Here is a 22095-nt window from a genome sequence, read left to right as displayed (position 1 = left end):
CCTCGGGGCCAGCTCGGAGGCTCCGGCGGGCGCTGGGATTTCAGCCCAGCGCCTCCTCCAGGAAGGGCGCCGTCTGACTGACGGGCATGCCCACCACCGCCTCTGGTGGCCCCGCCACCACCACCCGCCCGCCCTTGTCTCCAGCGCCCGGTCCCATGTCGATGACCCAGTCGCTGGCGGCCACCACGCGCATGTCGTGCTCGACGAGGATGACGGTGTTGCCGGAGGCCACCAGCCCCTCCAACTGCGTCATCAGCTTGTCCACGTCGGAGGGGTGCAGGCCCGTGGTGGGTTCGTCCAGCACGTACAGCGAGCTGCCGCGCTGGGCGCGCTGGAGCTCCGTGGCCAGCTTGATGCGCTGGGCCTCGCCGCCGGACAGCTCCGTCGCCGGCTGCCCCAGCCGCAGGTATCCCAGCCCCACCTCCCGCAGGACGGCGAGCGGCCGCTGCACCAGCGGCTCCTCATTGAAGAAGTCGTGGGCCGCGTCCACCGTCATGTCCAGCACCTGGGCGATGTTCTTGCCCCGGTACAGAATCTCCAGCGTCTTGGCGTTGTAGCGGGCCCCCTGACACGTGGGGCACGGCGCGTAGACGCTGGGCAGGAAGAGCAGCTCCACGCTGACGAAGCCCTCGCCCTCACACGTCTCGCAGCGGCCCTTGGCCACGTTGAAGGAGAAGCGGCCCACGTCGTAGCGCCGGGAGCGGGCGGCGGGCGTCGCGGCGAAGCGCTTGCGGACGTTGTCGAACAGCCCCGTGTACGTCGCCAGGTTGGAGCGCGGCGTGCGGCCAATCGGCTTCTGGTCCACCTGCACCAGGCGCTTGAGGCCCTCCATGCCGGAGGCAATCCTGCCGCCGGTGGTGTGAATGACGGTGCGCTCCAGCGCCTCTCCTTCGTCCTCGTCCTCCGGCACCGCGTGGCCCAGGTGTCCGGCCACCAGCTCCACCAGGACCTGGCTCACGAGGCTCGACTTCCCGGAGCCGGAGACGCCCGTCACCGTGGTGAGGACGCCCAGCGGGAAGTCGACGTCCAGCGCCTTCAGGTTGTTGCGCGACACGCCCCGCAGGCACAGCCAGCCCTTGGGCGAGCGCCGCGCGCCGCGGTGCTGCTCCGCGTCGCCGAAGAGATAGCGCCGCGTCCGGGACGCCTTCACCGCCTTCAGGCCTTCGAGCGGACCGCTGTAGAGAATTTCTCCGCCCTGCTCGCCCGCGTCCGGCCCCACGTCGACAATCCAGTCCGCGTGGCGGATGACGTCCACCTCGTGCTCCACCACGAACAGCGAGTTGCCCGAGCCCTTGAGCTGATCCAACGCCTTCAGCAGCGCGGCGGTGTCCGCGGGGTGAAGCCCGGCGGACGGCTCATCGAGCACGTACACCACGCCAAACAGGTTGGAGCGCACCTGCGTGGCCAGCCGCAGGCGCTGGAGCTCGCCAGGGGACAGCGTGGGCGTGCCGCGCTCGAGCGACAGATAGCCCAGGCCCAGCTCCGTCAGGACGTTGACGCGCACCAACACGTCGTGGGCGATGCGCTGGGCCACCAGCGCCTTCTCCGGATGCGCGCGGGCGAGCGTGGCCACGTCCTTGGCCGTCCCGTCCGCCACGGGCGCGAGCAGGACCGTGAGCTCGCTGAGCGGCAGGCGTGACAGCTCGCCGATGTCGAGCCCCGCGAAGGTGACGGAGAGGGACTCGCGGCGCAGGCGTTTGCCGTGGCAGTCGGGGCAGTCGCCGCTCACCAGGTACTGCGAGACGCGCCGCTTCATCAGCGCGCTCTGCGTGGTGGCGAACGTCTGGAGCACGTAGCGCCGGGCCCCCGTGAAGGTGCCCATGTAGCTGGGCGGCTCCTTGCGCTTGAGGGCTCGCTGCGTCTCGGCCGGCGTGAAGCCCGCGTAGACGGGCACCGTGGGCTGCTCGTCCGTGAAGAGAATCCAGTCCCGGTCCTTCTTCGGCAGCTCCCGCCACGGCCGGTCCACGTCGTAGCCGAGCGTCACCAGGATGTCGCGCAGGTTCTGTCCGTGCCACGCCGGAGGCCAGGCGGCGATCGCCCGCTCGCGGAGGGTCCGCGTGTCATCCGGCACCATGGACCGCTCGGTGGCGTCGTAGATGCGGCCCAGGCCGTGGCACCTGGGACACGCGCCCGCGGGCGTGTTGGGCGAAAAGGCGTCCGAGTCCAGGTGCGGCTGGCCCCGCGGGTACGTGCCCGCGCGCGAGTACAGCAGCCGCAACGAGTTGGCCAACGTCGTCACGCTGCCCACGGACGAGCGCGTGGTGGGCGCGCCGCGGTGCTGCTGGAGCGCCACGGCCGGGGGCAGCCCGTCGATGGCGTCGACCTCCGGCACCCCCGCCTGGTCGATGAGCCGGCGCGCATAGGGGGCCACCGATTCGAAGTACCGCCGCTGCGCCTCCGCGTAGAGCGTGCCGAACGCCAGCGACGACTTGCCCGAGCCCGACACGCCGGTGAACACGACGAACGCGTCGCGAGGGATTCGGATGTCGATGTTCTTCAGGTTGTGCTGGCGGGCGCCGCGCACCTCCACGAAGCCCTGCTCGGCGGCACCTGACGCGTCTGAGTCCTGCTTCGAACGACGAGCCCTGGCCATGCGCCCCACGCTGAGTTGTCAGAAAGGGATGAACCGCGGCGGCGTTGTACCCGAGGCAACCGAGGGAGACACGCGCGAACACGGGCCATGGCCCGGGACTGGACGAACGCCTCCGGACTCACCGGCCAGGCAGCGTCAGCAGCACCCGCGCGCCCGGCCCCGGGCTCTCCACCACGCGCGCGTCGCCGCCATGGCCCCGCGCGACCTCGCGCACGAGACTGAGTCCCAGCCCCACGCCCCCCGCGTCCCGCTCCAGGCGGTGGAAGGGCGTGAAGACGTCCTCACGATGCGCCTCCGGGATGCCCTGCCCCGCGTCCTGGACAGCGACCTCCCACTGCGCGTCCCGGTGCGCCAACTCCAGCCGCACCTCGGACCCACGAGGCGCGTAGCGGAGGGCGTTGGCCAGCAGGTTGTCCACCGCTCGACGAACGGCCATCGCATCCATCCGGCCATTGGCTTCAGCGGGGCCCACCACACGCAGCGACACACCGCGACGGTCCGCCTCCGCCCGAACCCCCGCGGCGGCTTCGTCGAGCAGCCCGCGCAAATCCCCTGGCTGCAAATCCAGGGCGCCCCCCGCCGCCGACAGCTCCAGCAGCGCACCGGCGACGCTGGCCAGCCGGTCCACCTCGCGCCGGTTCTCCTCCAGCACGGTGCGCAGCTCCTCCGCGCCGCGCTCGCGCCGCAACGCCAGGTCCAGGCCGGTGCGCATGAGGGCCAGCGGCGTGCGCAGCTCGTGCGCGGCGCGCGCGATGAGGCGCTCCTGCGCTTCACGCGCCGCGCGCACGCGCACCGCGGACTCGGTCAGCGCCAGGCGCACCTCCCTGATTTCGTCCCGAGGCTCATCCACGGGCACGGGTGCCACCATGCCTCCGTCGCGCGAGCGAGCCACCTGGTCCGCGATGCCATGAAGCCGTCGCGCGAGCCCCCTCGCCTGCCAGCCCTGGATGCCAATCAGCACCCCGCCCAGGAGCAGCGCCAGTACGGTGGCGACGGTGGTGAAGGTGCCCACCGCCTGGTCCACCGTCCCCAGGGACGCCACCAACTGCAGGACATGGGGCACGCCCTCCGGCGAGCGCACCTGCACCGTCAGCACGCGCAGCCGCAGGCCCGTGCCCAGACGCTGCGTCTCCAGCCGGGACGTGGGCCCGTCCTCGGGTAGCACGCGTTCATGGACGGTGGGTGATTCGGGCGGGAAGACGGACAGCAGCGTCCCATCCGGTCCGTAGAGCCGGGTCGCGGGGACGAAGGCACGCACCTCGCCTGCCAATGGGGAGGGCTCCACGTGCAGATGCGGGCGCCCATCCGGAGCGTCGAAGAGGCTCACGCTCTCCGCCGCGGCTTGCGACAGCAAGGCTTCGTCCAGGGTCCGCTCGAGCACCACGCGGAACACCTGGACGGCAACGCCCAGCGCGGCGACCACCGCCACCATGGGCACCACCGCGCCCCACAGCCACAACCGGCGGACCAACCTCACCGCGCGCCCTCAATCACCAACCGGAAGCCCACCCCACGCACCGCCTGGATGGTGACGCCTTCCGCGCCCACCTCGGTCAGCTTCGCGCGCACGTAGCCCACGTAGACATCCACGATGTTGGGAGGCCCATCGAACGTGGGGCCCCACACCTTCGCCAGCAAGGTGGACCGGGTGTGGACCTCGCCCGCGCGCGAGGCCAGCTCCCCCAGCAGGGCGAACTCGCGGCCCGTCAAGGCCACCTCCCGGCCGCCACACGTCAGCATCCGCCGCCGGGCATCGAGGTGGAGGGGCCCTCCGCCCCAGGATTGCGTCTGGCCCTCGGAGCGGCGGTGCAGCGCCTCCAGGCGCGCGAGCAGCTCCTCGAAGGCAAAGGGCTTCACCAGGTAGTCATCCGCGCCCGCGCGCAGGCCCGTCACCCGCTCACCCACCGTGCCGCGGGCGGTGAGCATCAGCACTGGCGTCATCAACCCGCGTTCGCGCCAGCGCCGCAGCAGCGCCACGCCGTCCATGCCGGGCAGGGCCCAGTCGAGGATGATGGCGTCGTAGGCCACCTCGCCAGCCTGGTCGAGCGCGTCCTCCGCCGTGCGGCAGGTGTCCACGAGGTGGCCCTCTTCTCCGAGCCCCCGCCGGAGCAGGTTCGCCATCCGCTCCTCGTCTTCCACCAGCAGCAGCCTCACGGCACCGGCCTCCGTCGCCCCATCATGCACGCGCCCGCGCGCGCGTCCCACCCGCGAACCACGGGTAGAGCGTGGGGAGGATGACCAGGGTCAGCAGCGTGGAGGTGACGAGCCCGCCCACCACCACCGTGGCCAGGGGCCGCTGCACCTCGGCCCCCACCCCACGCGCGAGCATCATCGGAATGAAGCCCAGCGCCGCCACCAGCGCCGTCATCAGCACGGGCCGGGCCCGCTCGCGTGCCGCCATCACCACCGCCTCCCCGGGAGCATGGCCGTCCGCTTCCAGCCCCTGCTCGCGCGACATCAGCACGACGCCGTTGAGCACCGCGATGCCGGACAGCGCGATGAAGCCCACCGCGGCGGAGATGGACACGGGCAGGTCCCGAGCCGCCAGCGCCATCATCCCGCCCACGCACGCGAAGGGGACGTTGGCGAAAATGGCCACCGCGGGACGCATGCGGCGGAAGGCGAACAGCAGCACGGAGAAGATGAGGAGGGCCACGGCGGGGAGCACAAGGGAAAGCCTTTGCCGTGCCTCCGTCAAGGTCTCGTACTGGCCGCCCCACTCGAGCCGGTAGCCATCAGGCGGAGCGAGCGCCTGCTCCACGCGGCGCCGCGCCCGCTCCACCACCGTCCCCAGGTCCGCGCCTCTCACGTTGAAGCCCACCACCAGCCGGCGCTGCCCCCCTTCCCGGCTCACCAGCCCAGGCGAGGACGTCAACCGCACGTCCGCCACGCGGGAGAGCGGCACCAGGCCCCCCGCCTCCGTGGGGAGGGGCAACTCGGCCAGGGAGAAGGCCTCGGTCGCGCCCGTCAACCGCAGGACGATGGGCACTCGCACCGACCCATCCCAGGTGGCGCCCACCTCCACGCCGCTGCGCACCGCGCTCACCGCCTCCAGCACGTCCACCGCGCCCAGCCCCGCGCGGGCCGAATCCAGCGGACGAGGCGTCACCTCGAAGAGCGGCACCTCCGGCGGCGCGAGCACCCGCACGTCCACCGCCCCCGGCTCCTGGCTCAGCAGCGCCGCGGCCCGGCGTGCCAGGCGCCCGAGTTCGGCCAGGTCCTCGCCGTAGATGCTGAGCGCCACGTCCGTCACCGCGCCGCCGAGCAGCTCGTTGAAGCGCATCTGGATAGGCTGCGTGAAGGAAGGGTCTCCACCTGGGACCCGGGCTTCCAGCACCTGCCCCATCTCCTCGATGAGCGACTCACGGGTGAGCCCGGGCCGCCACGCCTCCCTCGGCGCCAACGACACGAAGACGTCCGCCATCTCCAGGCCCATGATGTCGGTGGCCACCGCGGGGCTGCCCACGCGCGAGACGACCTGGCGCACCTCCGGAATCGCTTCGAGCAGGACGCGCTCCATCCGGCCCGCTTCGCTCACCGCGGCGTCCAGGCTGATGTCGGGAACCCGCGTCGTCTGAATCACCAGGTCGCCTTCATCCAGCTGCGGCGTGAACTCCGTGCCCGCGCGAGCGAAGCTCCACCCTCCCACGCCCAGCAGGAACACGGCCACGGCGGCCACGGGCACGCGCCGGCGCACGCTCTGTCCCAACAGCGGGACGTAGAGACGCTCGAACCAGCGGACCAGCAGCGGCTCCCGCGCGGGGACGTGCTCGGGGCGAATCAGCCAGCTCGCGGCGGCGGGGATGAAGGTCAGCGACAGCAGCAGCGCGGTGGCCAGCGCGAAGACGACCGTCATCGCCATGGGCCGGAACATCTTCCCGTCCACGCCTCGCAGCGACAGGATGGGCAGGTACACGAGCAGGATGATGAGCACGGAGAAGAAGACGGGGCGGGCCAGGGACACGGCCGTCTCCTCGACGTGCTCGCGAGGCGGGCGCTGCTTCTCCTCCGGTGACAGGTGCGCCAGCCGGTGGAACAGGCCCTCCACCATCACCACCGCGCCATCCACCAGCAAGCCGAAGTCGATGGCCCCCAGGCTCATCAGGTTGCCGGGGATGTCCAGCGCCACCATGGCGGCTGTCGCGCCCAGCATGGACAACGGAATGGCCGAAGCGACGAGCAGGCCCGCGCGCACGCTGCCGAGCAACAGGAAGAGGACACCCACGACGAGCAGGCCGCCCTCCAGCAGGTTCTTGCCCACGGTGCGCACCGTTCCCCGCACCAACGTGGCGCGGTCGTAGACGACGTCCAGCCGCACGTCCTCGGGCAGCAGCGCTCGCACCTCGGGAAGCGCGCTGGAGATGGCGCTCGTCACGGCGAGCGCATTGGCATCCCGGAGCATCTGCACCATGACGTAGACCGTCTCGCCGCGGCCGTTGGAGGTGGCGCTGCCGATGCGGGGCAGTGCGCCTTCGGCGACCTCGGCCACGTCGCCCAGGCGCACGGCCATGGCCCCGGGCCGCGGAATCAACGCCTCCGACAGGTCGGCCGGCGCCCGAGGTCGCGCCACGGCGCGAATCAGGACGTGGCGCTCTCCCACCGGAAGGCTCGCGCCCGGAGCGCTGCCGGTGGCGCGCTCCAGCGCGTCACGCAGCTGCGCGAGCGTCACGCCCCGCTGAGCCAGCCGCACCGCGTCCGCGCGCACCTCCAGCGTGCGCTGGTGGCCTCCCCAGCTGTTGACCTCCACCACGCCCGGCACCGAGCGCAGGCGGGGCGCCACGCGAAACTGCGTCAACTCGAGCAACTGCGCGCCCGTGCGCTCCGGCGAGGACAACGTGAAGTGGAACACCTCACCCAACCCACCGGTGAGGGGCCCCAGCTCCGGCGCGTCCACCCCCGGGGGCAGCGTGGAGCCGAGCACGTTGAGGCGCTCCTGCACCTGCTGCCGGGCCCGGTACGGGTCCACGTCGTCCGCGAACACGGCGGTGACGGAGGAGAGGCCATAGCGCGACAGGCTGCGCTGCTCCTCGAGTCCGGGCATGCCGCCCAGGGCCACCTCCACCGGTCGCGTCACCAGCCGCTCCACCTCCTCGGGCGTCAGGCCGGGCGCGCGCGTGAGGACGAGCACCTGGTTGGTGGTGATGTCCGGCATCGCGTCCAGCTCCAGCCGGAGCGACACCGCCACGCCCGCCAGCGCGAGCACGCCCGTGAGAGCCAGGACCCAGACCCGGTGCCGCACCGACCACCGCACGAGGGCTTCAATCACGGCGTCACCTCTTCGCCGGCGCCGGCCTGCGCATCCAACAGCAGCGCCGCGCCGTCAGCGGCGACCGCGTCCCGGGCGGACAGCCCCCCCTTCACCAGGGCCTCCGCGCCGGAGGTGGCCAGCACCTCCACCTCCCGGCGCACGGCCTGCCCCTCACCGCCGCGCGTGAAGACGACCGTGCGCGCGCTGTCGAAGGCCAGGGCGCGCGCGGGCACCAGCACCGTGTCCTCGCCCGCCGCGGCCTGGATGCGCAGCCGGCCCCCCTGCCCCGCGCGCAGCACGGTGGCGGTGTCCTCCGGCTCGAACCACGCGCGCCACGTCCCATCCGCCGCTTCGACGACGGGAGACTGGCCCACCCACCGCACCGGAACGGCGAGGCCCAGGGACGACACGAAGGCGAAGCTGGCGCCCTCGGGGGGACGCGCGGACAGGCGGGCCTCCAGGCGCGAGGGACCGTCGGCGGCCACCCGCAGCAGGGCGGCGCTGGCCTCGGGCTGCATCTCCCCCAGCACCGCGCGCACCTCGGTGACGATTCCGCCGATGGGACTCTTGAGCCAGACGGTGCCGCGCTCCGCCACGCCCCGTGCCTCCCCGGGGGAGATGCCCGCCACGCGGAGCACCGCATGCGCCGCGACCAGGGCGGCGCGGGCCTCGGCCTGTTGCGTCTGGGCGTCGGCCAGATCGGGCAGCTTCGCCAGGCCCTGGGCATGCAACGCCTCCAGGCGCTCCACCTGCCGCGAATAAGCCTCCAGCCGCAACGAGGCGGCGCTGGCGGCCCCCGCAGCCTCCACCACCTCCGGCATCAGCACCTCCACCAGCGGGGCTCCCGCCTTGACCTGCTGGCCCGGCCGCGCGCGGACCTGCTGCACACGGGCGCGGAACGGCGCGGAGAGCACCGCGACGGCCTCCGGGCTGGACAGCACCAGCGCGGGGGCCTCCGCCAGGGCGACGCGAGACGCCGCGCGCACGGGCACCCACGCAGAGGACGCGGAGGCGCGCGCGGGGGGCGGCGTGGGCGGAACCTCCGGGGTGGAGGAACCGGACGTGCACGCCCCGGACAGGACTAACATCGGCACAGCGACGAGACTACGGACGAAGGGCGTCATGGCAGAGCGGAGAGCAGGAGGTGGAGCCGCGCGGCGGCGAGCGAGGCTTCGCCACGTGCGAGCGCGAGCCGGATGTTGGCGGCGGCCCGGGCGCGGCGGGCGCGCAGGACGTCGGGCAGGGTGCTCTGGCCCGCGCGCAGCAACACGTCGGCCAGCCGCACCGCCTCTTCGGCCTTGGGCACCAGGGTCTTCTCGACGACGGAGAGCTGCGCGGCGGTGTGCTCGCGCTCATGGAACGCCAGGGCCAGCTCCGCGGCGGCGCGCAGCGCGGCTTCCTGGGCCTCGCCCTCCAGGCGTTCAGCGGCGGCGAGGAGCGCGCCACGCTCACGCTGGCCAGCGTCGAACAGCGGCGGCGTCACGCCCACCATCAGCAGGCCGCTGAGCCCGCCGTAATACTCACGCACGCCCTGCGCGCCCACCGTCACCTGCCAGCCTCGCGCGGCCCGGACCTCCGCCGCGCGGGCCCGCTCCGCCGCGCCCAGCAGCCGCCGGGCCTCCGCCTCTGGAAGCTCGGAGGCGCGCGCCAGCCACCGCGCTTCTTCGGAAGGCGGCGGCAAGGCCACCTCCGGCAGGGCCTCCGCGACCACCAGGTGCGCATCGGGCCGACGGCCCACCAGCACCGCCAACGACAGCCGCGCGTGCGTCACCTCCGCTTCGCGCGCCAGGAACGCCAGCTGGGCCTCGGCCTCGAACCCCTCCGCCTCGACCAGCTCCAACCGGGTGGCGCCGCCCAGCGCCAGCGCCTCCGCGACGGAGGTGCGCAGCGCACCCGCCAACGTCGCTTCCTGCTCGGCCGTCGCAGCGGCCTGCTGGGCCGACCAGAGCGTGAGCCAGGCCCGCGCCACCTCCAGCCGGCGGTTCAGCAGCGCGGCCACGGCTTCGCGCTCCTGCGCCCGGGTCTCCGCGCTCGCCGCGGCGCGCTGGGCCCCCGACAGGTTCGACAGGAAGAGCGGCTGCTCCACTGACACCGTCAGCTCGAAGCCCGGACCGTCGGGCTGGGCGCGCCGCCCCGGCACCACGCTGAGCGTGGGGTTGGCGGCGAGCCACGGCAGCCGCGCGTCCCACACACGCCGTGTTTCCACGGCGCGCGTCAGGCTCGCGGGCAACGCGGCCTTCGCGGCCAGCGCCTGGGACTCTGCGAAGGTGAGTGGAGGGGCCTCTTGCGCCGGTGCCGCGGCGAGGAGCGTGACGAGAAAGGGCCACATGCCGCGCACCCTAAGGAGGGCGCGCGCGTGCCGGTTGAGGGCATCCTGAGAGAATTCTCAGAGAAGCCCTATCGGGTGGGGCTCTTGCGCGGCGCCGCCGCCTGCCTGCACGCCACCAGCAACATCACGGTGAACGTGGCCACCAGCACGACGACCTCTTCCCAATCCGCCAGCGGGTCCTCGTTCTCATTGAGCAGCGCCAGGCTGAGCAGGCACAGCACCAGGTGCACGGAGAACACCGGCAGGGACGCGCGGCCCAGCGCCTCCAGCACGCGGGGACGCAGCCAGCGGAACAGCTTGGGGCTCAGCCAGCTCGCCAGCAGCGCCACGGCCAGGAAGTTCACCAGCCGCACGGGCGCCAATGTCCACTTGTCGATGAGGGCGCCATACAGGTCCAGGTCGATGCTGAAGATGCCCACCTGGTAGCGCATCAGCAGCAACGCCACGCTCACCACCAGCGCCCCGCTGAGCAGCACGGGCGAAACGGCCTCGCGCTGCTCCGGCGCCGTGGCACGGCCCACGCCCAGCCACACGCCCAGCACCCACAGGAACTGCCAGGCGAAGACGTCGAAGGCCCCTGACAGCTCGATGCGCAGCGGCGGCCACGGCAGCACCGGAATGAACACCAGCAAGTCGTAGAGCGAGCGCTTCAAGCCCAACTGCGCCGACAACCACACCAGCCCGCTCAGACACAGGATGCGCGTCCACCCTCCCTTGCGCGCGCCCAGCAGGATGAAGGGCGTCAGCAACAGCAGCACGACGTAGAGCGGGAGGATGTCGAGCAGCGGCGGACAGTAGAGCAGGAACAAGCTGCTCCACAGCGCGGTGACGGGGTCCTCATGGAAGAAGCCCAGCAGGTTGTGGATGGCGGGACGGTGCGTCGCCATGCCCAACGTCCCGATGACCGCGAACGCGAAGGCCAGCAGCGCCACATGGTAGCCGTAGACCTTGAGCGCTCGCTGCCAGAGGCTGCGCCACAGCACGTTCGGGTCCGCCACTTCAAGCTTGTTGGCGTACACCACGCCCACGAGGAACGCGGACAGGAAGACGAAGCCCTCGGCCGCGGAGACGAAGCCGAAGGGCTGGTTGCTGATCGTGTTCAGCCGCGTTGGCAGGTGCGTCAGCGTCATCAACACGAGCAGGATGCCGCGCAGGCTGTCGAACTCGGGTCTGCGATTCATGGGGACGAAGGTCGGCTTGAAGGGCGCTTGGGGCAGGTGGGCCGTTGAGGATGCCCTCAACGGAGGATTCCACACCGTCCATAGCCCATTCCACCAGGTCAGGCCCAGCGCCCGCCCGCTGCTCAGCCCAGCGAGTCGAGCAGGACCTTCACCGCGTCACGCGTCGGACCCGACGACGTGTCCACCACCGTCTTCAACATGCCTTTCGCCTGCCCCAGGGTCGCGGGCTCCACCTCTTCCAGCGCGGACAGCGCGGCCCCTTGCAGCGCTGGCGCATCCACCGAGGAGAGCTGGGTCTGCAGCAGCGACAGAGCCGGCTGCGCGGGCGCCCCCAGCCGCAGCAGCGCCACCGCGGCGCAGGCGGCCACGGAGGGATTCGCATCCTGGAGATGCCCGGCCACCGCCTCCTGCACTGCGGGCGACGCGGGGCCGGTGAGCCCCAGCAGCGAGAGGGCCTCCACGCGAATGGCGGGCTCCGCCTCCTTCAGTGCGCGGCGCATCGCCTCCTGAAGGTCGGGGAGCGCGGGCAGCGCCCCACCCTTGCGGCGCGCGTCCTCCATCAGGCTCCGCAGCGACGTCAGGGCCAGGTAGAGCCGCGTGCCCTCCGCGGTCCGCGCCTCCTCCAGCAACGCGGGCGTGGCGACCTCGGGAGCCAGTGACGCCAGCGCGCCGAGCGACTCCAACGCCGCGCCCGCCACGTCCTCCTCCGCCTTCAACAACGGCACCAGTCGCGGCAGCAGGGGCACCGCGGCGTCCCCAATCCGCCCCACCGCGCCCGCCGCCGCGCGCCGGACCGCGGGATGCGCATGGCCGAGCGCCGCTTCCAACGCGGCGAGCTGCGCGGGCTCGACGCGGCACACATTGGCCAGCACCAGCGCCGCGTCCTCCACCGCCGGGTGACCGGCCTCCAGCCCCGTCAGGGCCGCCGTCACGGAGCGCACGGCGGCGTCAGCGAGCCGCGCCGGCGGAGGCCACCAGGCCACCTGCAACACGGAGAGGATGGCCCCCACCGCGGCGCCCGGCCGGACCATGGCATCCAGGAGGAACTGGGCCGTCCGCTCCCGGAGGAGGTCGTCCTCCGCTCCCAGTGCGTCTCCCAACCACTCCTGGGCTTCCTCCTGCTCGGGACCCGATGACGTGGAGAGCAGAACAACCCATTCATCGACCGAGCGGACGCGGTTCACCAGAGATTCCTCGAACGAAAATTGCCGGGTGGGACGCAACCCGGGCAAGGCTCAGGCGATAATCCCGCCAAGCTTCCTGATTTCCAAGAACGAGATTCCATCATGAGCTACCGCATCCGATCGGGTGACACGCTGTCGGCACTCGCGAACCGCTACGGGACGTCCGTGTCCGCGCTCGCCAAGGCGAACAACATCAAGAACCCGGACCTCATCTATGCGGGCGCCACGCTCAAGATTCCGGGCCGCAGTGATGACTTCCAGGCGTCCGGCGGGGCCGCCGCGGGTGGTGCGAGCGGGGGCCGTGCGGGAGCTGCTGGCAACGCGGGCGCCGCTGGCAACGCGGGCGCCGTGGGCACGGATCCAGGCCGCTTCGGCTCCAACGCGGAGCGGCTGGCCGCCTCGGCCCGCTCCATGGCGTCGAGCATGAACACGACCGGCTGGTGCGCCAAGGGCGTCAACCGGGCCCTCTCGGCGGCGGGCCTGCACGTCAATCCCCTGCCCTCCGCGTACATGTACGGGAACGTGCTGGCGCGTGACTCGCGCTTCCGCGAGGTGCGGCTCTCGGATGCGCAGATCCAGCAACTCCCGCCGGGCGCCATCGTCGTCACCGACGCCTACAACCGGCCGGGCAACCCCCACGGCCACATCGCCGTCACCCTGGGCAATGGCATGGAAGCGAGCGACCACATCGGTCGGCTCAGCACGGGTGGCACGCAGCGCGTCTTCATTCCCGTCTGAGCGGACCGCACGCGCAGTCTGTGTAACAGCGAGCGCAGCGCACACGCACGCTCGGTAACTGGCTAGGCTACGCGCGCCACGGGTCCACCGGGCGCCGCCGCCAGTGGCAGCGCATCCAGGTCAGGCCCCGCGGCTGCACGGCGGGCCGGTCATGGCCCTCTCACTGCCCGGCGCCACCGGGCACAGGAGAACCTGGATGCGCGCATCGAAGAATCCCCAGCGCTTGCTGCACGCGGCACTCCTCTGCGCCCTGTCCTGGAGCGGCCAGACGCGGGCCTCCGGCGCGGAGCCGCGTGCCCCCGCGGACGCGAGGACGCGGCCCCATCCCCAGAACGCGAAGGCCCTGCTGCACGAGGAGCGCCTCCTCGCGTCCGAGCCGCACCTCATCCCTCCGCCGCTGCCGGACTGTCCTGGGATGATCGACAACGGCGTCGTCCGGCTTGGCGTCGCACCCGCGGGGCACCTCAACCTCCCCTGTCCTACCAATCCCATCTCCAGCGGCACCTTTGGCACGAGCACGATTGGCCTGCGCTACCTGCCCACCAACGGCGAGGCCGCCGCGCCAGGCAGCCCGTGTGAAGGCTGGGGTGTCGCGAGCGCCGACCTGGGCATCTCCGGCCACAGCTCCGCGGCCTGCGGCGCGTCCTCCAACCTCACGGTGGAGCTCAACGCGCCGTCCCCCATCTCCACCATGTCCGTCGTGCGAGTGGGGAACACGCTCCGGGTGACGCACATCTACAGGCCGTCGCCCGTGACGAACCACCTGTACCAGGTGGACGTCCTCATCGAGAACATCGGCACGGCCTTCATCTCCGACCTGCGCTACACGCGCGGCATCGACTACGACATCCTGCCCAACACCTTCTCCGAGTACGTCACCGTCGCGGGCACCACGAGCAACCCCTGGGTGGTGGGCGCGGTCGACAACAACTTCGTGTCGCTGGATCCGCTGGCCTTCAATTACTCACTCATGGGCGGCACGGGGGACTTCACCAACGTGGGGCCCGGTGACCTGGGCGCGCAGCTCGACTTCCGGTTGGGCGCGCTCGCCGTGGGACAGGTCCGCTCCTTCCGCACGTTCTACGGCGCCGCGGGCAACGAGCCGGACGCGCTCAGTGCCCTGTCGGCCGTGGGCGCGAGCACGTACTCGCTGGCCAAGGGGAACTGGAACGGCACCGGGGACCCGCTGAGCCCCAACGGCGCACCCACGGGGACGTTCGGCGTGGCCACCGGCCAGCCGAACACCTTCATGTTTGGCTTCCTCCCGCCGGAGTCGCCGACGAGCTGCACGGTGGAGTGCCCCGGCATCCTGTCCCACGGCGTCTACACCGTGGACCACGCGGGCACCCTGGACCGCTGCGTCGTCAACGGCCAGTACGCGAACAACACCGTGGCCGTCACCTCCCTGTTCGGCGAACGCGTCGAGTTCACCTGCAACGACTACGGCAGCCCGCACGGCAATCCGTGCACTGTCGGCCCCGGCGCTGACACCTGCAACCTGGCGGCCTTCCAGAGCCTGTGCAGCAGCCCGGCGTTCGCGCGGTATTGCCTGTAAGCGACGCCGCGCTCAGACCTTCAAGCTCGACGGCGGCGGCGCGTCCGGAACGCGCCGCCGCAGGAGCGAAGCGCCCACCAACAGCGCGATGCCCGCCGCCACCGCCCCACTGGTGAAGGGCGCACCGGGCCCTATCCGTGAGTAGAGGAAGCCGCTCCACACCGGCCCCACCACGCGCGCGAGCCCGCCCGCCGAATGCACCACGCCCAGCACCCCGCCACGCAGCTCGCGCCCCGCGAACCCGGAGGCCAGGCTGGCCATCAGCGGCTGCAACAACCCCGTCCCCGAGCCCACCAGCACCATGGCCAGCACCAACATGGCCCCGTGGCTCGCGGCGGCGATGCACGTGAGCCCGGTCCCCATGCACGCGGCGCCCACCAGCACCAACGTGGTGTCCCGGACCCGGCGCGTCAGCCAGCCGATGACGAAGGCCTGAAGCACGAAGGTGACCAGGCCCATCAACGCGAAGAGCCGACCAATCTCCTGCTCACCCCAGCCGAACCGCACCTGGGCCAGCAGCCCCAGCGACACCTGGAGGTTCGTCATCCCGATGAACACCAGAAACGTCAGGGCCAGCACCGCGCCCAGCCCGGGCCGGGCCAGGACGTCGGACAGCCGCACCCGGGGGCGGCCTGGCTCCTCGTGCCGCTCTTCCCGCGGGCGGTGCGTCTCCGGAAAGAAGAAGAACACGCCCAGCATCGCCGCCGCCGCCATCACCGCGCCCGCCAGCGGTGGCGCCCAGGCGCCATGCACATGGAGGACGCTGCCAATGACGGGTCCCAGCACCATGCCCAGGCCAATGCCCGCGCCGACCAGGCCCATGGCCGCGGCCCGCCCGCCCTCCTCCGTGACGTCCGCCACCGCCGCCTGACACGCCGCCAGGTTGCCCGCGGTGGCGCCCGCGAGCAGCCGCGACGCGAACAACCACGGCAGCCACTGGACGTGGGTGGAGTACGCGAACAGGGCCATGGAGATGGCGTTGCCCAGCAGGCTCAGCAGGATGACGGGACGGCGCCCCACCCGGTCCGACAGCCGCCCCAGCACCGGCGAGGCCACGAGCTGCGCGAGGGAGAACAACGCCAGCAGCACGCCCGCCGTCGTGGCCGTCCCGCCCATGGACTCCACGTAGAACGGCAGCAAGGGGATGATGAGGCCGAAGCCCACCAAGTCCAGGAACACCGTGACGAAGACGAGCGCCCGTACCCGTCGCTGCACGTTCCGGGGCGCGGGAGAAGTCCATGATGGCGGGGGCATGTGCCAGATGATTGACGGCCCTGCCCGCCAGGGGAACAGGTTTCGCGTCCGGCGAATGGCCAGATTCAGCCATGATAGCCTTCACATCCCCGAAAACCCTGCACACCGACAGGGACCTGGCCTCGGGGATTGAGAGGAACGTCACCATGTCTACCCGTCGACACCGTCTGTCCTGGAGCGTCGCCGTCCTGCTGGCCTTCGCGGCGACCGCCGTGAGCGCGGAGTCCCCCGAGCCCAACGTCGCCGTGGCGAGCGCGGCGGAGTGCTCGCAGCGCGTGCAGTCCGACGCAGAGCTCCGTGAGGGCGACGTCTCGGGCCTCGCCTGTATGTCGGTCCGGTGCAGCTCCGACCAGGATTGCCGTGACGCGTGCCCCACGGCGCGCACGGCGACGTGCTCCTTCAATGCGTGCAGCTACACGTACAGCGGCGGTGGAGGCGGAGGCGGCGGTCCGACGTGTCCGTCGACCCGGTGCATCGATGACGCGGACTGTGTCTGCCGCGGCGTCCAGGGGTACTGCGCGAACCGGGCCTGCGCCTACTGAGCCGCGCTGCCCGCCAGGGTCCGCCTTCAGCGCCGCTTCGCGGGAGGCGGGCCCACGGGCCTGGGGACCAGCAGGTCCTCGAAGAGGGCGAACACCTGCTCCGCCCCGCGCTGGAGCGCCGGCGCTCCGGCGTGCGCCCACTGTTCGAGCAGCCACCCATCCGTGGCCTGTCCGATGCCCATGAGGGACGTGAGCAGCAGGGACTCCGGCACATCGCCACGCACCGCGCCCAGCGCACGCCCGTCCTCCAGGACACGCTGGAACCACGCCACCAGCGGCCCTTCGAAGCGCAGCCACGCCTCCTGGAGCTTCGGATGGGTGCGCGCCTGCGACATGCTCCGGAGCAGCCGGGCCGAGCGCTCGTCGTCCACGATGTGCGTCGTCAGCGCGAGGTAACGCGCACGCAGGGCGCGCCAGAAGCCGTCCGCGTCCGCGGGCCGTTGCCAGGCGCCGAAGCGCCGCGCCAGCGTGTCCAGCGTGAGGGCCAGCACGGCGGCGTACAGGTCGTCCTTGCCCTCGAAGTAGTAGTACGCGACGCCCTTGGAGAAGCCCGCGCGCTCCAGGATGCGGTTGTAGGAGGCCCCGTCGAAGCCGTGCTCCGCGAACTCCTCCGCGGCCACGTCGAGGAGTGCCTGTCTGCGCTCGGGGTCGAGCCTGCTGGCGCGGGGACGGGGCATCGGACGCAGCGCTTCTATCAGGATGCGCCAGGCGTGTCGCCGAGCGCCGCGCGATGCAGGTCGTGCCACGCGGCGATGGCGCGGTCCGCCCGGACGAGCGTCCCGTGTGTCAGCGCGCCGGAGCGAGGCAGGCTGGAGCGAACCATCCGGTAGTCGTCCGGCTGGATGAAGCGGAACTCGAACGCAATCGCCAGCCGGGCGGCGAGCCACCGGAGCCCTGGCAGCCGGACGTATCGCTGATGGAAGCGCGCCGCGATCCACGTGTGCTCGGCATCCACGGGCGTGCAGACCACGGCGGCGTCCAGCCGGGGCGAGAAGCGCAGGTGGAGCACGCCCGGATAGCCCACGTCGATGTCGAACCGGAACCCCGTCCCGGGCGGACGCGTCTCCTTGCGCAGCCAGCCGACGGTGCGGATGGCCCCCGCGTCCACGTGGACCTCGTAGGGGTCCAGCCGCGTGTAGCCCGGCGGGACATAACGCCGGTGCGCGAAGGGAAAGTGGTGGAGGTCCATCATCCCCTCCATGACCCGCGTGAAGCGCGCGTTCCAGACCTCCTCCACCGCGGCGCTGCTCGAATCAGGCTCCGGCGCGTCCGCGAGCCAGGGCAGCGCGGGAAGGGCTTCTGGCGCCCGGCCCCCCAGCCACGCCCAGATGAACCCATGTGCCTCCCGCACCGGATGCAACCGCAGCGCGAGGCCTCGCGAGGGCTTCGCGTCACGGCCCTCACAGGGCATGGCCAGACAGGCGCCGCCTCCGTCGTACCGGAAGCCGTGGTAGGGGCACTCGAGCGCCCCCTGCCGCACGCGTCCAAGCCCGAGGTCCGCGCCCCGGTGGGGACAGGCCGCATCCGCGCAGTGGGCCTCGCCCGCGGCGTCCCGCCAGAGCACGAGCCGCCGCCCCAGGCGCTGGATTCCCAAGGGCCGTCCCGCCCCGAGCGCCGGTGACCGCGCCACCGCGTACCAGTGCGCCGCCCACTGTTCGGCGTGCTTCGAGCCCGTCGCTTCGTTCATCGAACACCTGTCCTGGACCATCGGTTGGACCACTGGTCTAATACTGGCGGCCGGACTGGGTGCTCGCAACCGAAAACGCGCGGGAGTGCCTGCCTGGCTGGCTCAGGACGCTTCCGGCTTCGGAGGGAAGCGCGACAGCAGCTTGTGCACGGCGTCGTTGATCTTCTTCTGGAGTTCATCGGGCGACAGGTCGCGGTGGAGCTCCGCCTGGGCGGTGCCGCGCCAGACCAGCCGCTGCTCGCGGGCATCCACGCCGTCGAGGATGAGCGTGCCCACGTCATATTCGCGGACGTAGGTGCGCGGTCCTCCCATGCCGTACGGATAGCCATAGGGCCCGTAGAAGGAGCTCCATGGGCTCCAGTAGGGGCCCCAGGGGTAGCCATAGAAGGAGTCCACCGTGTCGATGGACACCTTGGTGTCGATGGCCCCCTGCCATCCCACGAAGAAGTCCGGGTCCGCGCCCATGTCCACCTTCTGGTAGCCGCGAGCCTTCAGCTCCTGGTCCACCGCCATGCGCACGCGCACGTCGACGATGTCGTTGTAGACGCGGGCGTCCTTGCCCTGGGGCTGCGGCAGCCAGGCGTAGCGGCGGAAGTCCTCGATTTGCTCGACGGCGCTGGGGTCGTAGTTGGTATTGACGCGGATGCCCGAGCAGGCCGCCAGCGCCAGCCCCAACAGCACGGGGGTGATTCGGAACAACAGCCGCATGGGAGCCTCCTGGATGTCGGGGCGCGGACACATCGCGGCACCGGCTCCCTGCAAACCTAGGCGTCCGTCACGCGACCCTCGGGTACGGCCCGCACGTCCGGCGACTGTGGCGGAGCAGGTCCGGGCGAAAGGTCTGCCCGCTCGGGATGAAACCGCTGAATCCGTTGTTCGGCCTGCGCCTTCGGATGCCAGACCGTCTATATCCCCGGTCTTCGGCTCGCAGCCCCCAGTTTCAGGAGCAATCCTTGACACCTCTCCATCGACGATTCCCCGGCGCCAGGCATGTGCTGATCTCCGCGTGCACCACGGCCCTGCTCACCTCCTGCGCGTCCTCCACCTCCGCGGAGAAAGCCGCACCGCCCGCCCCTGTCGCCGCGGCGCCCGCCGAGCCGCCCGCGTCCAAGCCGAAGCCCACGTATGGGACCTTCGGCTTCGACACCCCCGGCATGGACCGCGACATCGTGCCGGGCAACGACTTCTACGGCTTCGCCAACGGCACCTGGGTGCGGCGGACGGAGATTCCGCCGGACCGCTCCAGCTACGGCATGTTCACCACGCTGGCGGAGCAGGCGGACCAGCGCAACCGCGAGCTCATCGAGGCGCAGCGCCAGGCCCCCGAGGGCAGCGAGGCCCGGAAGGTGGGAGACCTCTTCGCCAGCTTCATGGATGAGGCGGCCATCGAGGCCAAGGGCGTGACGCCGCTCAAGCCGGAGCTGGAGCGCATCGCCGCCATCGGGCAGCGCGAGCAGCTGGCCACGGTGCTGGGCGCCACCCTGCGCGCGGACGTGGACGCGCTCAACATGGGCGACGTCACCACGGACCGGCTCTTCGGCCTCTGGGTGGCCGAGGACCTGAACGAGCCGTCGCGTTACGCCCCCTACCTGCTGCAAGGCGGCCTGTGGCTGCCCGACCGGGACTACTACCTGGCCGACAGCCCGCGCTTCACGGAGCTGCGCGAGCGCTACCAGGCGCACATCGCGGCGATGCTGAAGCTGGCCGGCTTCGATGACGTGGAGACGCGCGCGAGCCGCGTCTTCGCCCTGGAGCGGAAGATGGCCCAGGCGCACGTGTCGCAGGTCGACACGCGGGACATCTCCAAGGCGAACAACCCCTGGCCGCGCGCGGAGTTCACGAAGCGCGCGCCCGGCCTCGCCTGGAAGGCGTTCTTCACCGCCGCGGGCCTGGGCACGCACGAGCAGTTCATCGTCTGGCAGCCGAGCGCGCTGACGGCCCTGTCGAAGCTCGCCCAGAGCGAGCCCCTGCAGGCGTGGAAGGACTACCTGGCCTTCCACGCGGTGGCCCGCGCGGCGCCGTACCTGCCCAAGGCCTTCGTCGACGAGAGCTTCGCCTTCAACGGCAAGACGCTGACCGGAACGCCGGCCCTGAAGGAGCGCTGGAAGCGGGGCGTGGACGCCACCAACCACTCCATGGGCGAGGCGGTGGGCAAGCTCTACGTGGCGAAGCACTTCCCGCCGGAGGTGAAGGCGGAGGCGGAGGCCATGGTCCGCAACATCATCACCGCGTTCGAGAAGCGCATCGACGCGCTGACGTGGATGTCGCCCGACACGCGGACCCGCGCCAAGGAGAAGGTGGGCACGCTCCAGGCGAGCATCGGTCACCCGGAGAAGTGGCGTGACTACTCGGGGCTCGACATCGTGGCCGGTGACGCCTACGGCAACGCCGAGCGCGCCGTCCGCTTCGAGTACCAGCGCAACGTCGCCAAGCTGGGCCAGCCCGTGGACCGGAAGGAGTGGTACATGGTGCCGCAGCTGGTGAACGCGCTGAACTCACCGCAGCAGAACTCCATCATCTTCCCGGCCGCCATCCTCCAGCCGCCCTTCTTCGACGCGAACGCGGACCCGGCCGTCAACTACGGCGGCATCGGCGCGGTCATCGGTCACGAAATCGTCCACAGCTTCGACGACGTGGGCGCGAAGTTCGACGCGCGCGGCAAGCTGGAGAACTGGTGGACGAAGGAAGACGAAGCGAAGTTCCAGGCCGCGGGGAAGGCGCTGGCGGCGCAGTACAACGCCTACCGCCCGCTGCCAGACCTGTCCGTGAATGGCGAGCTGACGCTGGGAGAGAACATCGCGGACATGGCGGGCGTGGCGGTGGCCTATGACGCCTACCAGCTCTCCCTGGGCGGCAAGCCCGCGCCTGTCATCGACGGCTACACCGGCGACCAGCGCTTCTTCCTCGGCTTCGGTCAGGTGTGGCGCACCAGCTACCGCGAGCCGTACCTGCGCCGCATCATCATGACGGACGGCCACGCGCCGGGCCCGTACCGCACCGCCACCGTGCGCAACCTCGATGCCTGGTATAGCGCGTTCGACGTCAAGCCCGGGCAGACGCTGTTCCTGGCTCCCGAGCAGCGCGTCCGCATCTGGTAGACGTCATTTGACGGCGAGGTGTGCCGGCCCGGCGGTTCGAATTCAATATCAAACATGAAGGCGCTTGAAATGTCTCACCTGGCAAGCAGTGGCCCCGTGCTCGAAACGCCGCGTCTCCTCCTGCGGCCTCCCCTGGCCGAGGACCTGGATGGCTTCGCCGCGCTGTCGGCCGACCCGGAGTCGGCGCGTTTCATCGGAGGCGTCCAGCCGCGGTTGATGGCGTGGCGCAACCTGTATGCGATGGCGGGCGCGTGGTCGCTCCAGGGCTTCGCGATGTTCTCCGTGCTGGAGAAGTCCACGGGCGCGTGGGTGGGACGGGTGGGCCCGTGGAAGCCGGAGGGCTGGCCGGGAACGGAGATTGGCTGGAGCCTGCTCCGCCAGTTCTGGGGCCGGGGCTACGCCACCGAGGCGACGGCGGCGACCATGGACTGGGCCTTCGACCACCTGGGCTGGACCGACGTCATCCACTGCATCGTGCCGGAGAACACCCCGTCCCAGCAGGTCGCGCTCCGGCTGGGGTCGCGCGTGCTGGGCCCGGCACACATGCCACCGCCGCACGATACGACCCGCGTCGACCGCTGGGGGCAGAGCCGCGACGAGTGGCGCGCTCGCCGCAAATAGGCGTCGCGTGGCTCCAGGGCAGGGTCCGCCTGCCTGCTCCCAGGGGCGGCTGGCACCCAATTCGC

The 22095-nt window shown here is 71.5% G+C and carries 17 protein-coding genes; 5 read left to right on the top strand and 12 right to left on the bottom strand.

What is annotated here, in order from left to right; all coding sequences use genetic code 11:
- Window positions 1-40 precede the first annotated feature (40 nt).
- The 8 genes from KGD87_RS06430 to KGD87_RS06395 form a co-directional block, all read right to left on the bottom strand.
- Window positions 41-2593 (bottom strand): excinuclease ABC subunit UvrA, encoded by a 2553-nt coding sequence (locus tag KGD87_RS06430; RefSeq protein ID WP_284666607.1) that lies wholly within the window; start codon window positions 2591-2593, stop codon window positions 41-43.
- Between the two features lie 118 nt (window positions 2594-2711).
- Entirely contained in the window at window positions 2712-4070 is a 1359-nt protein-coding gene (locus tag KGD87_RS06425) for a sensor histidine kinase (protein WP_284666606.1), read from the bottom strand.
- On the bottom strand, window positions 4067-4747 hold the full coding sequence (locus KGD87_RS06420; RefSeq protein WP_284666605.1) for a response regulator transcription factor: 681 nt from the start codon (window positions 4745-4747) through the stop codon (window positions 4067-4069). The genes KGD87_RS06425 and KGD87_RS06420 overlap by 4 nt, the downstream gene beginning before the upstream one ends.
- A gap of 22 nt (window positions 4748-4769) precedes the next feature.
- Window positions 4770-7859: an efflux RND transporter permease subunit gene (locus tag KGD87_RS06415; RefSeq protein WP_284666604.1), complete on the bottom strand. Its 3090-nt coding sequence runs from the start codon at window positions 7857-7859 to the stop codon at window positions 4770-4772.
- Window positions 7856-8827, bottom strand: coding sequence for an efflux RND transporter periplasmic adaptor subunit (locus tag KGD87_RS06410; RefSeq protein WP_284666603.1), 972 nt, complete (start codon window positions 8825-8827; stop codon window positions 7856-7858). The genes KGD87_RS06415 and KGD87_RS06410 overlap by 4 nt, the downstream gene beginning before the upstream one ends.
- Window positions 8828-8961: 134 nt before the next feature.
- Window positions 8962-10170: a TolC family protein gene (locus KGD87_RS06405; RefSeq protein ID WP_284666602.1), complete on the bottom strand. Its 1209-nt coding sequence runs from the start codon at window positions 10168-10170 to the stop codon at window positions 8962-8964.
- A 68-nt stretch (window positions 10171-10238) separates the two neighbouring features.
- Window positions 10239-11351 (bottom strand): OpgC domain-containing protein, encoded by a 1113-nt coding sequence (gene opgC, locus KGD87_RS06400; RefSeq protein ID WP_284666601.1) that lies wholly within the window; start codon window positions 11349-11351, stop codon window positions 10239-10241.
- A 122-nt stretch (window positions 11352-11473) separates the two neighbouring features.
- Window positions 11474-12535, bottom strand: coding sequence for a HEAT repeat domain-containing protein (locus KGD87_RS06395; RefSeq protein ID WP_284666600.1), 1062 nt, complete (start codon window positions 12533-12535; stop codon window positions 11474-11476).
- 102 nt (window positions 12536-12637) lie between these two features.
- Between KGD87_RS06395 and KGD87_RS06390 the strand changes: the two genes are divergently transcribed.
- Entirely contained in the window at window positions 12638-13273 is a 636-nt protein-coding gene (locus KGD87_RS06390; protein WP_284666599.1) for a LysM peptidoglycan-binding domain-containing protein, read from the top strand.
- 196 nt (window positions 13274-13469) lie between these two features.
- Complete coding sequence (locus KGD87_RS06385; RefSeq protein ID WP_284666598.1) at window positions 13470-14828, top strand: hypothetical protein; 1359 nt, start codon at window positions 13470-13472, stop codon at window positions 14826-14828.
- Window positions 14829-14840: 12 nt separating this feature from the next.
- On the opposite strand, the gene KGD87_RS06380 is transcribed toward KGD87_RS06385, so the two are convergent.
- Window positions 14841-16043 (bottom strand): MFS transporter, encoded by a 1203-nt coding sequence (locus KGD87_RS06380; RefSeq protein WP_284666597.1) that lies wholly within the window; start codon window positions 16041-16043, stop codon window positions 14841-14843.
- 185 nt (window positions 16044-16228) lie between these two features.
- Between KGD87_RS06380 and KGD87_RS06375 the strand changes: the two genes are divergently transcribed.
- Window positions 16229-16624: a hypothetical protein gene (locus KGD87_RS06375; protein WP_284666596.1), complete on the top strand. Its 396-nt coding sequence runs from the start codon at window positions 16229-16231 to the stop codon at window positions 16622-16624.
- 26 nt (window positions 16625-16650) lie between these two features.
- On the opposite strand, the gene KGD87_RS06370 is transcribed toward KGD87_RS06375, so the two are convergent.
- The 3 genes from KGD87_RS06370 to KGD87_RS06360 all read right to left on the bottom strand — a co-directional run bounded on the left by KGD87_RS06370 (window position 16651) and on the right by KGD87_RS06360 (window position 19019).
- The gene (locus KGD87_RS06370) at window positions 16651-17301 is read right to left on the bottom strand and encodes a TetR/AcrR family transcriptional regulator (RefSeq protein WP_284666595.1); all 651 of its coding nucleotides are present in this window, start codon (window positions 17299-17301) and stop codon (window positions 16651-16653) included.
- A 17-nt stretch (window positions 17302-17318) separates the two neighbouring features.
- Complete coding sequence (locus tag KGD87_RS06365) at window positions 17319-18311, bottom strand: Rieske 2Fe-2S domain-containing protein (protein ID WP_284666594.1); 993 nt, start codon at window positions 18309-18311, stop codon at window positions 17319-17321.
- Window positions 18312-18413: 102 nt separating this feature from the next.
- A complete protein-coding gene (locus KGD87_RS06360) occupies window positions 18414-19019 on the bottom strand; it encodes a DUF4136 domain-containing protein (RefSeq protein WP_163786525.1) in 606 nt (201 codons plus the stop codon).
- 245 nt (window positions 19020-19264) lie between these two features.
- Between KGD87_RS06360 and KGD87_RS06355 the strand changes: the two genes are divergently transcribed.
- Both KGD87_RS06355 and KGD87_RS06350 read left to right on the top strand, forming a co-directional pair.
- The gene (locus KGD87_RS06355) at window positions 19265-21409 is read left to right on the top strand and encodes a M13 family metallopeptidase (protein WP_284666593.1); all 2145 of its coding nucleotides are present in this window, start codon (window positions 19265-19267) and stop codon (window positions 21407-21409) included.
- A 69-nt stretch (window positions 21410-21478) separates the two neighbouring features.
- The gene (locus KGD87_RS06350) at window positions 21479-22030 is read left to right on the top strand and encodes a GNAT family N-acetyltransferase (protein WP_284666592.1); all 552 of its coding nucleotides are present in this window, start codon (window positions 21479-21481) and stop codon (window positions 22028-22030) included.
- Window positions 22031-22095 lie beyond the last annotated feature (65 nt).

Source organism: Myxococcus sp. SDU36, from assembly GCF_030168875.1.
GTDB classification, from domain to species: domain Bacteria; phylum Myxococcota; class Myxococcia; order Myxococcales; family Myxococcaceae; genus Myxococcus; species Myxococcus vastator.
This window is presented reverse-complemented; position numbering and strand designations above follow the sequence as displayed.